This window comes from Pseudomonas sp. PA1(2017) (assembly GCF_001945375.1).
Classification (GTDB): domain Bacteria; phylum Pseudomonadota; class Gammaproteobacteria; order Pseudomonadales; family Pseudomonadaceae; genus Aquipseudomonas.
In genome coordinates this window covers 315,890-327,746 of the sequence record NZ_MSXU01000009.1, presented here as the reverse complement: position 1 = coordinate 327,746, position 11,857 = coordinate 315,890, and the positions used below count along the sequence as shown (strand labels likewise).

Genomic DNA, 11,857 nt, shown 5'->3' with positions numbered 1-11,857 from the left:
CCGCAAGCATGGCGGCCATCGGGGCGATTGGCCTGCTTGCGGGGTGAAGCGGCATCAGGCGATACCGTAGCTCATCAGGCGCTCGTAACGACGGGCCAGCAGCGCGTCGGTATCGAGTTTGTTCAGGTCCTCGAGCTGAGCGACCAGTGTCTGACGGATCGATTCGGCAGCGGCGGCCGGATCACGGTGTGCGCCACCCAGGGGCTCGGCGATCACCTTGTCGACGATACCCAGGCCTTTCAGGCGCTCGGCGGTGATACCCATGGCTTCGGCGGCCTCCGGCGCCTTCTCGGCGGTCTTCCACAGAATCGAGGCGCAGCCTTCCGGCGAGATCACAGCATAGGTCGAGTATTCGAGCATATTGAGGTTGTCGCACACACCGATGGCCAATGCGCCGCCGGAGCCGCCCTCACCGATCACGGTGGAGATGATCGGCGTTTTCAGGCGTGCCATGACGCGCAGGTTCCAGGCGATCGCCTCGCTCTGGCCACGCTCTTCGGCGTCGATGCCAGGGTAGGCGCCCGGGGTGTCGATGAAGGTCAGGATCGGCATCTTGAAGCGCTCGGCCATTTCCATCAGGCGGCAGGCCTTGCGGTAACCTTCCGGGCGCGGCATGCCGAAGTTGCGGCGCACCTTCTCGCGGACTTCGCGGCCCTTCTGATGGCCGATGACCATCGCTGGCTGACCATTCAAACGCGCGACGCCACCGACGATGGCCGCGTCGTCGGAGAAGTGGCGGTCGCCATGCAGCTCGTCGAACTCGGTGAAGATGTGCTGCAGGTAATCCAGGGTATACGGACGCTGCGGATGACGCGCGAGGCGAGCGATCTGCCAGCTGGTCAGATTGCTGAAGATGCTCTCGGTGAGCGTGCTGCTCTTGTCCTGCAGGCGGGCGATTTCGTCGCCGATGTTCAGAGAGTTGTCGTTACCAACCAGACGAAGCTCTTCGATCTTGGCTTGCAGGTCGGCAATCGGCTGTTCGAAATCGAGATAATTCGGGTTCATAGGCATCCGTCATGCGTCGACGGCCAAAAAGGCCGGGGAGCGTGTATCCAATTGGCGCCTACCTTATAGGAACAGGCGCCTTCAGGTCGACACCTGCTGTGCACTTCCGGCGAAAATGCCGGCAAATGCGCCAGGCATTCGCTCGGCAGCCAGATCACGCGGATCTGGTCGCAGCGGAGGCAAGCATGCGGTGTCAGGGCCGAAAGACAGGGCCTGAGCCCGGACTTTCAGCGCCGCTATTCTAGCGGTATTGCAGGAAGACGTTTTCTCGCCCGAACTGGTCACGCAAAGCTTGAATCAAGCTGTCGGCCGGGTCGATTCGCCAGTCCTCACCGAACTGCAGCAGCGCCTTGGCATCGGCGCCGGTGTAGTCCAGGGTGATCGGGCAGGCACCGTGATGGCGCTGGCACAACTCGCCCAGCCAGCGCAGCCGGTCGCCCTTGAGCGCCGTGGCCTGCACCTTGACGCGCAGGCTTTCGGCCAGGCCGGTACGCGCTTCTTCCAGGCTCATCACCCGCTTGGCGCGCAGGCGCATGCCACCGGAGAAGTCGTCGTTACTGACCTCGCCCTCCACCACCACCAAAGCGTCGCTCTGCAGCAAGGCCTGGTTGCTGGCGAAGGCATCGGCGAACAGCGAGGCTTCGATACGCCCGGAGCGGTCGTCCAGGGTAATGAAGCCCATCTTGTCGCCCTTCTTGTTCTTCATCACCCGCAGGTTGACGATCAGACCGGCGATCGTCTGGGTGTCACGGGCCGGCTTGAGATCGACGATGCGCTGGCGAGCGAAACGCCGCACCTCGCTTTCGTATTCGTCGATCGGGTGGCCGGTCAGATACAGGCCCAGGGTGTCCTTCTCGCCCTTGAGGCGCTCCTTGAGGGACAGCTCGCGCGCCTTGCGATGGTTGGCATAGACGTCCGCTTCGGGGCTGGCGAACACGCCGCCGAACAGGTCCATATGGCCGCTATCGTGGCTGCGTGCGGTCTGCTCGGCGGCCTGTACCGCCTCTTCCATCGCTGCCAGTAGCACGGCACGGTTGCGGTCGATGTTGGCTTGGTAGGCCTTGATCTCGTCGTGGAAGTGCGGGCCGAGGCGATCCAGCGCGCCGCTGCGAATCAGCGCCTCCATGGTGCGTTTGTTGATGCGTTTGAGGTCGACACGCGAGCAGAAGTCGAACAGATCCTTGAACGGGCCGTCCTGACGGGCCTCGACGATGGCCTCTACCGGGCCTTCGCCCACACCCTTGACCGCGCCGAGGCCATAGAGGATGCGCTGGGTCTGATTCGCGTCGTGGCTGACAGTGAACTTGAACTCCGAGGCGTTCACATCCGGCGGATCGATGCGCAGCTTCATGCTGCGGCATTCCTCGATGAGGATCACCACCTTGTCGGTGTTGTGCATGTCCGCCGACAGCACCGCGGCCATGAAGGGCGCTGGGTAATGCGCCTTGAGCCAGGCGGTCTGGTAGGACACCAGGCCATAGGCGGCGGAGTGGGATTTGTTGAAGCCGTAACCGGCGAACTTTTCCACCAGGTCGAAGATGTTACCCGCCAGATCGGCATCGATGCCGTTATTGGCGCAACCTTCGATGAAGCCGCCGCGCTGCTTGGCCATTTCCTCGGGCTTCTTCTTGCCCATGGCGCGGCGCAGCATGTCCGCCTGGCCGAGGGTGTAACCGCCCATGACCTGGGCGATCTGCATGACCTGTTCCTGGTAAAGGATGATTCCGTAGGTCGGCTTGAGCACAGGCTCCAGGCCCGCGTACTGGTAATCAGGGTGCGGGTAGGACAGCTCGGCGCGACCGTGCTTACGGTTGATGAAGTCGTCCACCATGCCGGACTGCAGCGGGCCGGGGCGGAACAGCGCCACCAGTGCGATCATGTCTTCCAGGCAGTCGGGCTTGAGCTTCTTGATCAGCTCCTTCATACCGCGCGATTCGAGCTGGAAGACTGCCGTGGTCTCGGCCTTCTGCAGCATCTGGTAAGTCGGCTTGTCATCGAGCGGGATGAAGTCGATGTTGACCAGATCCTCTTCGGCGACGCCGACCGCGCGCTGGTCGCGGTGAATGGTTTCCAGTGCCCACTTAATGATGGTCAGGGTGCGCAGGCCGAGGAAGTCGAACTTCACCAGACCGGCCTGCTCGACGTCGTCCTTGTCGAACTGGGTCACCAGGCCGGCGCCCTCCTCGTCACAGGCGATCGGCGCGAAATCGGTCAGTTTGGTCGGCGCGATCACCACGCCGCCGGCGTGCTTGCCGGTACCGCGCACGATGCCCTCGAGTTTGAGGGACATGTCCCAGATCTCGGCGGCCTCTTCGTCGACCTTGAGGAAGTCGCGCAGCGGCTCTTCCATCTCGAAGGCCTTTTCCAGAGTCATGCCGACTTCGAAGGGGATCATCTTCGACAGGCGATCCGCCAACCCGTAGGACTTGCCCTGCACCCGCGCAACGTCGCGCACCACCGCCTTGGCCGCCATGGAGCCGAAGGTGATGATCTGGCTCACCGCATTACGCCCGTACTTCTCGGCCACGTAATCGATGACCCGGTCGCGACCGTCCATGCAGAAGTCGACGTCGAAGTCGGGCATGGAAACCCGCTCGGGGTTGAGGAAGCGCTCGAACAGCAGGTCATAGGCCAGCGGATCGAGGTCGGTGATCTTCTGTACGTAGGCCACCAGCGAACCGGCACCTGAACCACGTCCCGGCCCAACTGGCACGCCATTGCTCTTGGCCCACTGGATGAAGTCCATCACGATCAGGAAGTAACCGGGGAAGCCCATCTGGATGATGATATCCAGCTCGAAATTCAAACGGTCGATGTACACCTGCTTCTTGGCGTCGTAATCCGGCGTGTCCTTGGGCAGCAGTACCTCGAGGCGCTCCTCGAGGCCGTCGAACGAAACCTTGCGGAAATACTCATCGATGGTCATCCCCTCCGGTACCGGGAAGTCCGGCAGGAAGTATTTGCCCAGCTGCACCTCGATGTTGCAGCGCTTGGCGATCTCGACGGTGTTCTGCAGGGCGTCGGGCAGGTCGCTGAACAGCTCGGCCATTTCCTCTGGCGATTTCAGGTACTGTTGGTCGGAGTAGATGCGCGGGCGGCGTGGGTCGTCGAGGATGCGCCCCTCACCGATGCACACGCGGGTTTCGTGAGCTTCGAAATCGCTCTGCTTGAGAAAGCGAACATCATTGGTGGCCACCAGCGGCGCGCCGGTCTTGTCGGCCAGGGCCACGGCGGCGTGCAGGTGTTCTTCGTCATTGACACGGCTGGTGCGCTGTACCTCAAGGTAGAAGCGCTCGGGAAACACTGCCTGCCATTCTTGCAGCAGCGCTTCGGCCTTGGCCGACTCGCCATCGAGCAGCGCATGGCCAATCTCGCCTTCCTTGGCGCCGGACAGGGCGATCAACCCTTCGCTGGCGGCTTTCACCCAGTCGCGCTGGATGATCACCAGGTCGTTGCTCTGCCCCTCGCTCCAGCCGCGCGAGATCAGTTCGGTCAGGTTGCGGTAACCCTTGGGATTCATCGCCAGCAGGGTCATGCGCGTCAGCGGGCCGTCTTCGTAGGCGCTGGCCAGCCAGATGTCGGCACCGCAGATCGGTTTGATGCCGGCGCCCATGGCCGCTTTGTAGAACTTCACCAGCGAGCACATGTTGCTCATGTCGGTGACCGCCACGGCGGGCATGCCGCCACCGGCCACGGCTTTGACCAGAGGTTTGACGCGAACCAGGCCATCGACCAGGGAGTACTCGGTGTGCAGGCGAAGATGAACGAAGGAAACAGCCATGAAGAAGCCCTGCAGGAAAAGCGACAAAACGCGGATTGTACCGTAACTGGAAGGATGGACAGCGGCCTGAGTACGCTCAGTTGTCGCTCGTGGCTTCCAGCAGGCGGCGGACCGGCGCGAAGGAGCGCCGGTGGATGGGAGTCGGCCCCAGACGGGTCAGGGCCTCAAGGTGAACGGGCGTCGGATAGCCCTTGTGCAGCGCAATGCCGTACCCCGGGTAGAGGGCGTCCAATTCGCGCATTTCGCGATCGCGGCTGACCTTGGCGAGGATCGAAGCCGCAGCGATGGCTGGCACCTGAGCATCGCCGCCGACCACCGGCGCGCTGGGCACCGAGAGTTTAGGGCAGCGATTGCCGTCGATCAGCGCCAGTTTCGGCTGCACGCTCAGACCTTCGACCGCGCGCTGCATGGCCAGCATGGTGGCGTGCAGAATATTGAGGCGATCGATCTCTTCCACCTCCGCGCGTGCGATGCACCAGGCCAACGCCTTTTCGCGGATTTCATCGAACAGCTTCTCGCGCCGCGCCTCGGTCAGTTTCTTGGAGTCGTTGAGCCCGAGGATCGGCCGCGTCGGGTCGAGAATCACCGCAGCGGTCACCACCGCACCACAGAGCGGGCCGCGGCCCACTTCGTCGACGCCGGCAACCAGCTCCTCGACGGTAGCGAAATCCAGCCCCAGCTGCATCAGCCACGCCCCAGCAGATCGAGCACCGCCGCCGCAGCACGCTCGGACGCGTCACGGCGCAGGGTACGGTGGATTGCATCGAACCCTTCGGTCTGCACCTCGCCGTCCACCAGCAGCGGCGCCACCGTCTGCGCCAGGGCATCGGCAGTAGCCGCGTCCTGGATCAGCTCGGGGACCAGCAGCCGCTGGGCGAGTAGATTGGGCAGCGAGATGTACGGGCTCTTCACCAGACGCTTGAGAATACTGAAGGTCAGCGGCGCCACCCGATACGCCACCACCATCGGTCGCTTGTAAAGCAGTGCCTCGAGGGTCGCGGTGCCGGAAGCGATCAGCACCGCATCGCAGGCGGCCAGCGCCTCGTGAGAGCGGCCATCGAGCAATTGCAGCGGTAGATCGCGATCGCCAAGCATCTGTTCGAGCTGCTGCCGACGTTCCGGGCTGGCACAGGGCAGTACGAAACGCACGCCGGGACGCAGCGCCCGCAATCGCTCGGCAGCATCGAGAAACAGGCTGCCCAGGCGCGACACTTCGCCCCCCCGGCTGCCTGGCAGCAACGCCACCACCGGCGCATCGACCGGCAGGCCCAGCTGTTCCCGGGCTGCAGTGCGATCAGCCTGCAGGGGAATCGCATCGGCCAGGGGATGGCCGACAAAGCAGACCGGCACCTGGTGCGCCTCGTAGAACTGCGCCTCGAAGGGAAACAGGGTGAGCATCAGGTCGCAGGCATCGCGGATCTTCAGTACACGCTTCTGCCGCCACGCCCATACCGACGGGCTGACGTAGTGCACGGTGCGAATGCCGGCCTGACGCAACTTGAGCTCGACGCCCAGGGTGAAATCCGGCGCATCGATGCCAATGAACACATCGGGCTTGCGCTCGATCAGGCTGGCAATCAGGCGGCGGCGGCGCGACAGCAGCTCGGGCAGCCGACCCAATACTTCGACCAGGCCCATGACCGCCAGGCGCTCCATGGGGAAATCGCTGACCAGCCCCTCGGCCTGCATGCGCGGGCCGCCCACGCCGATGAACTCGACGCTTGGGTGCTTGATCTTGAGCGCCTGCATCAGGCCTGCACCGAGAATGTCGCCGGATGCCTCGCCGGCAACCAGCGCGACACGCAATACCTCAGCCATGGTTCAGCGAGTAATGCCGCGGCTGGACGTCAGGATCGAATCGCGGAAAACCGCCACTTCGGAGAACTGGGCAGCCACTTCTTCCAGCTCGACCAGCGCTTCTTCGATGGTGAAGCCCTGGCGGTAGACGATCTTGTAGGCACGGCGCAGCGCCTGCATCGACTCGGCACTGAAGCCACGACGGCGTAGGCCCTCGAAGTTCATGCTGCGCGCTTCGGCCGGGTTGCCGGATACCGTCACGTAAGCGGGGACGTCCTTGCCGATCGCCGCGCCCATGCCGGCAAAGGCATGCGCGCCGATGTGGCAGAACTGGTGCACCAGGGTGTAGCCGGACAGAATCGCCCAGTCGCCGATGTGCACGTGCCCTGCCAGGGCCACGTTATTGACCAGAATGCAGTGATTGCCGACCACGCTGTCGTGGCCGATATGGGCATAGGCCATGATCAGGTTGTGGTCACCGATGGTGGTTTCGTCACGATCCTGAATGGTGCCGCGGTGCATGGTCACGCCTTCACGGATGATGTTGTGATCACCAATGACCAGGCGCGTAGGCTCGCCCTTGTACTTGCGATCCGGGGTGTCTTCACCCAGGGAGGCGAACTGGTAGATCTTGTTGTGCTTCCCGATCCGGGTAGGGCCCTTGATGATCACATTGGGACCCAGCACGCAGCCCTCGCCAATTTCTACGTCGGGCCCAATGATCGACCAAGGGCCGACGACGACGTCGTCTGCCAGCTTGGCGCTGGGATCGATGATGGCGCGAGGGTCAATCAAACTCATAACTTGCGTTCCGCACAGATGATTTCGGCCGAGCACACTTCTTTACCATCGACCGTGGCCTTGCATTCGAACTTCCAGATGCTGCGCTTGCTGCTGAGGAACTTGGCCTCGAGGATCAGCTGATCGCCAGGCACGACCGGCTGACGGAAGCGTAGCTTATCGGAGCCGACGAAGTAGTAGAGCGTGCCATCGGCAGGCTTCACGTCCATCATCTTGAAGCCGAGGATACCGGCCGCCTGAGCCATTGCCTCGATGATGAGAACGCCCGGCATGATCGGGTGCTCGGGAAAATGGCCGTTGAAGAATGGCTCGTTGACGCTGACATTCTTATAGGCACGAACGCACTTGCCTTCAAGATCCAGATCCGTGACCCGATCCACCAGCAGGAACGGATAACGGTGCGGCAAGTACTCGCGAATTTCGTTGATTTCCATCATTTCCAGAGAAGCCCGTAATAAAAAGAAGAGAGCCAGCCATTGGCTCAGGCATCAGATGAGGCATTCCCGCTCGAGGTCACGGCAGCGAGCTGTTTTTCCAACTGCTTCACACGCCGCGCCATGTCGTCCAGCTGGCGGATACGCGCCACGCTTTTCTTCCACTCGGCTGCAGGTTGCATGGCGGTACCCGATGAATAGGCACCGGGCTCGGTGATCGAACGCGTGACCATGGTCATGCCGGTCACGAATACGCCATCACACACATCGATATGACCGACCATGCCGACGCCGCCGGCGATCATACAGTTCTTGCCGATCGACGTGCTGCCGGAAATCCCGACGCAGGCAGCCATCGCCGTGTTGTCGCCGACTTGTACGTTGTGCGCGATCATGATCTGGTTATCCAGCTTCACGCCATTGCCGATACGCGTATCGGACAGCGCACCGCGATCGAGGGTGGTGTTGGCGCCGATTTCGACGTCATCACCGATGCTCACGCCGCCGATCTGGGCGATCTTCTGCCAGACGCCCTTCTCGTTGGCGAAGCCGAAGCCCTCACCACCGATCACCGCACCGGACTGGATAACCACACGTTTGCCGATACGCACGTCGTGATACAGGGTGACCCGCGGCGCCAACCAGCCGCCCTCACCGATTTCGGAGCGCGCACCGACCACGCAATGGGCACCGACGGTGACACCGGCAGCGATCTTCGCGCCCGCCTCGATCACCGCGTACGGACCAATCGCGGCGCTCGGGTCGACCTGCGCATCGCCGGCGACCACGGCCGTCGGGTGAACACCCGGCGCAGCCTTAGGCTTGCGATCGAACAGGTGGGACAGCGACGCGTAGGCCAGGTAAGGGTTGGCGACAATCAGCGCATTGCCAGTGAAGCCTTCCGCATCCGCCGCCGTCAGCAGCACCGCCGCCGCCTGGCAACTGCCCAGGTGCTTGCGATACTGCGCATTGGACAGGAACGTCAGCTGAGACGGGCCGGCATCCTGCAAGGTTGCCAGCCCGTCGACCATCTGATCAGCCGCGCCACGCAAGGTGGCGCCCAGCTGCTCGGCCAACTGGCCGAGCGTGAATACCGGTGTGGACATCATCAACGCATCTGGTTCATGCGCTCGATAACTTGGCGGGTGATGTCGAACTGCGGTTTGACATCGATGACCGCGCCGCGCTCGAGCACCAGGTCGAAGTTGCCATTCTTGATGACTTCTTCAACGGCCTTGTCCAGGTTGGGTTTGAGCTTCTTGAGCATGTCGCGATCGGCAACGGCCTTGGCTTCGTTCAACTCCTTGGACTGGAACTGGAAGTCACGGGCTTTTTGCTTGAAGTCCAGCTCGAGACGCTCGCGCTCGGCGGTCTGCATCTTCTCGCCATCTTTGACGATGCGATCCTGAATGCGCTTTGCGTCGCTTTCCAGCGTCTTGAGCTTGTTCAGTTGCGGGCCGAATTTCTTCTCGGCGTCGACGGCGTAGCGCTTGGCCGCGTCGGACTCGAGCAGGGCCATCTGGTAGTTGAGCACGGCGACCTTCATTTCCGCGAAGGCCGGAGTGGCCAGCATGGTGACGCTTAACAGAACCAATTGAGTCAACTTACGCACGGTGCAACTCCTGCAGAAAAACTGTCTTGGTGATTCGTGAGCAGACGCTTAGAACGTCTGGCCGAGGGAGAACTGGAATACCTGGGTATCGGCATCGTCCGGCTTCTTGACCGGCATCGCCAGGCTGAAACTCAGCGGGCCGAGTGCCGTGATCCAGGTAACGCCAACACCCACCGAGCTGGCCAGGTTGCCGAAATCGATGTCGCAGCTGTCGCCACGGCGCTTCTGGCCGGCGCTGCAATCGGTGTCGAAGACGTTACCCACGTCCCAGAACAGCGCGGTACGCAGCGAACGCTGATCCTTGACGAACGGCAGCGGGAACAGCAATTCGGCGCCGCCCTGGATCAACACGTTACCACCGAACGGCAGCGGATCCTGATCCGGGTCAGCCAGCGTACCCGGATTGGTACCGGTACTTGGCGTACTGCGTGGGCCCAGGCTGCTGTCCTCGAAGCCACGTACCGAGTTGAAGCCACCAGCGTAGTAGTTCTCGTAGAACGGCAGCTTGTCGGTCGAACCGAAGGCGCCACCGTAACCCAGCTGCGTGTGGAAGCGCATGGTGTAGGTGTCGGTCAACGGCTTGAAGACCTGGCCGCGATAATCGAGCTTGTAGAACGACAGGTCGCTACCCGGCACGGTGGTCTCGAAGACCAGGCTCTGGGAATGACCGCGGTTGGCCAGTACGCCACGGTTCAGGGTGGACTCGGACCAACCGACGGAGGCCTTGAAGTTGAGATACTTCTCGCCTTCCTGACGGGTGAAGTCGAAGATTTCGTCGACGGTGTAGCGGCCGGTGTTGATTTCGTCCTGCTGCACGGTCAGGCCGTAGGTCAGGCGCGCGGTCTCGCTGATCGGGTAACCGATGTTGATGCCGGCGCCGAGGCTGTCGACCGAGTAGCTGGATACGTCGACATCGAGTTCGTCGTAGTCGGTGGTGCGATAGAAGGCGTTGTAGCCAAGGCTCACGCCGTCTTCGGTCCAGTACGGGTCGGTGAACGAAAAGTTGTAGCGGCTCTGGTATTCGCTACGGGTCAGGCCGAGGCTGACGCGGTTACCGCTACCCAGGAAGTTGTTCTGGGTGATCGAACCGCCGAGGATCAGACCGGCGTTCTGGGCGAAACCCACGCTCGCGGTGATCGAGCCGGACGCCTGCTCCTCGACGCTGTAGTTGACGTCGACCTGGTCGTCGGTGCCCGGCACTTGCGGGGTTTCGACGTTGACTTCCTTGAAGAAGCCCAGACGTTCCAGACGCGTCTTCGACTGGTCGATCAGGTAGGTCGATGCCCAGCCGCCTTCCATCTGACGCATCTCGCGGCGCAGCACTTCGTCTTCGGTCTTGGTGTTGCCGCGGAAGTTGATGCGGTTGACGTAGGCACGCTTGCCCGGATCGACGACGAAGGTGATCGATACCGAGTTGTCGTCGTTATGCGGCTCGGGCACGCCGTTGACGTTGGCGAAGGTGTAACCCTCGTTACCCAGGCGGCGGGTGATCAGTTCGCTGGTGCTGGTCATCACCTTGCGGGAGAAGACCTGGCCCTCTTTGACCAGCAGCAACGCGCGCACTTCTTCTTCCGGCACCTTGAGGTCGCCGGACAGCTTCACGTCACGAACGGTGTACTTCTCGCCTTCATCGATATTGACGGTGATGTAGACGTGTTTCTTGTCCGGCGTGATGGATACCTGGGTGGAGGTGATATCCATGTTGATGTAGCCGCGGTCCAGGTAATAAGAACGCAAACGCTCCAGGTCACCGGAGAGTTTTTCGCGGGCGTACTTGTCGTCGTTGCGGAAGAACGACAGCCAGTTGGTGGTCTTCAGCTCGAACAGGTCCTGCAGGTCTTCATCGGAGAAAACCTTGTTGCCGACCACGTTGATGTGCTGAATGGCCGCGACACTGCCTTCATTGATACTGATCTTCAGCGCCACGCGGTTGCGCGGCTGAGGAATCACTTCGGCATCGATCTCGGCGGAGTAACGGCCCTGGGCCACATATTGGCGCTGCAGCTCGTTACGCACACCTTCGAGGGTCGCACGCTGGAAGATTTCGCCTTCGGCCAGGCCGGACTGGTTCAGCCCCTTGAGCAGATCATCGCTGCTGATGGCCTTGTTGCCTTCGATCTCGATGCTGGAGATCGACGGGCGCTCGACCACGGTAATGACCAGAACGTTACCGTCGCGGCCCAGTTGAATGTCCTGGAAGAAGCCGGTCTTGAACAGTTCGCGCGTCGCTTCGGTGAGCGTGCGATCATCGGCCGACTCGCCGACGTTCAGGGGCAGTGCGCCAAACAGGCTGCCCGCGGACACGCGCTGCAGGCCGTTAACGCGAATATCGGAGATGGTGAAGGACTCGGCGTGAACTTCGGCGATCATCAATGCGGAAAGAACCGCAGGTAGCAGCAGACGTTTCATGAAGTCCTTTCTTATTCC

General features: G+C 62.1%; 9 protein-coding genes. All 9 read right to left on the bottom strand.

The window, feature by feature from the left end:
* Window positions 1-54: 54 nt before the first annotated feature.
* On the bottom strand, window positions 55-1,005 hold the full coding sequence (gene accA, locus BVH01_RS08590) for an acetyl-CoA carboxylase carboxyl transferase subunit alpha (protein WP_075929938.1): 951 nt from the start codon (window positions 1,003-1,005) through the stop codon (window positions 55-57).
* A gap of 241 nt (window positions 1,006-1,246) precedes the next feature.
* Complete coding sequence (gene dnaE, locus BVH01_RS08585; protein ID WP_075930980.1) at window positions 1,247-4,786, bottom strand: DNA polymerase III subunit alpha; 3,540 nt, start codon at window positions 4,784-4,786, stop codon at window positions 1,247-1,249.
* A 76-nt stretch (window positions 4,787-4,862) separates the two neighbouring features.
* Window positions 4,863-5,471: a ribonuclease HII gene (rnhB, locus tag BVH01_RS08580; RefSeq protein ID WP_075929937.1), complete on the bottom strand. Its 609-nt coding sequence runs from the start codon at window positions 5,469-5,471 to the stop codon at window positions 4,863-4,865.
* A complete protein-coding gene (gene lpxB / locus BVH01_RS08575; protein WP_075929936.1) occupies window positions 5,471-6,604 on the bottom strand; it encodes a lipid-A-disaccharide synthase in 1,134 nt (377 codons plus the stop codon). Before lpxB ends, rnhB begins: the two co-directional genes overlap by 1 nt.
* A 3-nt stretch (window positions 6,605-6,607) precedes the next feature.
* Window positions 6,608-7,384: an acyl-ACP--UDP-N-acetylglucosamine O-acyltransferase gene (lpxA, locus tag BVH01_RS08570; protein WP_075929935.1), complete on the bottom strand. Its 777-nt coding sequence runs from the start codon at window positions 7,382-7,384 to the stop codon at window positions 6,608-6,610.
* The gene (gene fabZ, locus BVH01_RS08565; protein ID WP_013792507.1) at window positions 7,381-7,821 is read right to left on the bottom strand and encodes a 3-hydroxyacyl-ACP dehydratase FabZ; all 441 of its coding nucleotides are present in this window, start codon (window positions 7,819-7,821) and stop codon (window positions 7,381-7,383) included. The genes lpxA and fabZ overlap by 4 nt, the downstream gene beginning before the upstream one ends.
* Before the next feature lie 44 nt (window positions 7,822-7,865).
* Window positions 7,866-8,927, bottom strand: coding sequence for a UDP-3-O-(3-hydroxymyristoyl)glucosamine N-acyltransferase (gene lpxD, locus BVH01_RS08560; RefSeq protein ID WP_139315640.1), 1,062 nt, complete (start codon window positions 8,925-8,927; stop codon window positions 7,866-7,868).
* A complete protein-coding gene (locus BVH01_RS08555) occupies window positions 8,927-9,430 on the bottom strand; it encodes an OmpH family outer membrane protein (RefSeq protein ID WP_075929934.1) in 504 nt (167 codons plus the stop codon). The genes lpxD and BVH01_RS08555 overlap by 1 nt, the downstream gene beginning before the upstream one ends.
* 48 nt (window positions 9,431-9,478) lie before the next feature.
* Window positions 9,479-11,839 carry an outer membrane protein assembly factor BamA gene (bamA, locus tag BVH01_RS08550; protein ID WP_075929933.1) on the bottom strand — a complete coding sequence of 787 codons (2,361 nt, stop codon included), beginning with the start codon at window positions 11,837-11,839 and terminating at the stop codon, window positions 9,479-9,481.
* Between the last annotated feature and the right edge of the window lie 18 nt (window positions 11,840-11,857).

Bases quoted from the DNA above. Each gene is read 5' to 3' on its own strand.
- accA (WP_075929938.1), bottom strand. From the start codon at position 1,005: ATGAACCCGAATTATCTCGATTTCGAACAGCCGATTGCCGACCTGCAA.
- dnaE (WP_075930980.1), bottom strand. From the start codon at position 4,786: ATGGCTGTTTCCTTCGTTCATCTTCGCCTGCACACCGAGTACTCCCTG.
- rnhB (WP_075929937.1), bottom strand. From the start codon at position 5,471: ATGCAGCTGGGGCTGGATTTCGCTACCGTCGAGGAGCTGGTTGCCGGC.
- lpxB (WP_075929936.1), bottom strand. From the start codon at position 6,604: ATGGCTGAGGTATTGCGTGTCGCGCTGGTTGCCGGCGAGGCATCCGGC.
- lpxA (WP_075929935.1), bottom strand. From the start codon at position 7,384: ATGAGTTTGATTGACCCTCGCGCCATCATCGATCCCAGCGCCAAGCTG.
- fabZ (WP_013792507.1), bottom strand. From the start codon at position 7,821: ATGATGGAAATCAACGAAATTCGCGAGTACTTGCCGCACCGTTATCCG.
- lpxD (WP_139315640.1), bottom strand. From the start codon at position 8,927: ATGATGTCCACACCGGTATTCACGCTCGGCCAGTTGGCCGAGCAGCTG.
- bamA (WP_075929933.1), bottom strand. From the start codon at position 11,839: ATGAAACGTCTGCTGCTACCTGCGGTTCTTTCCGCATTGATGATCGCC.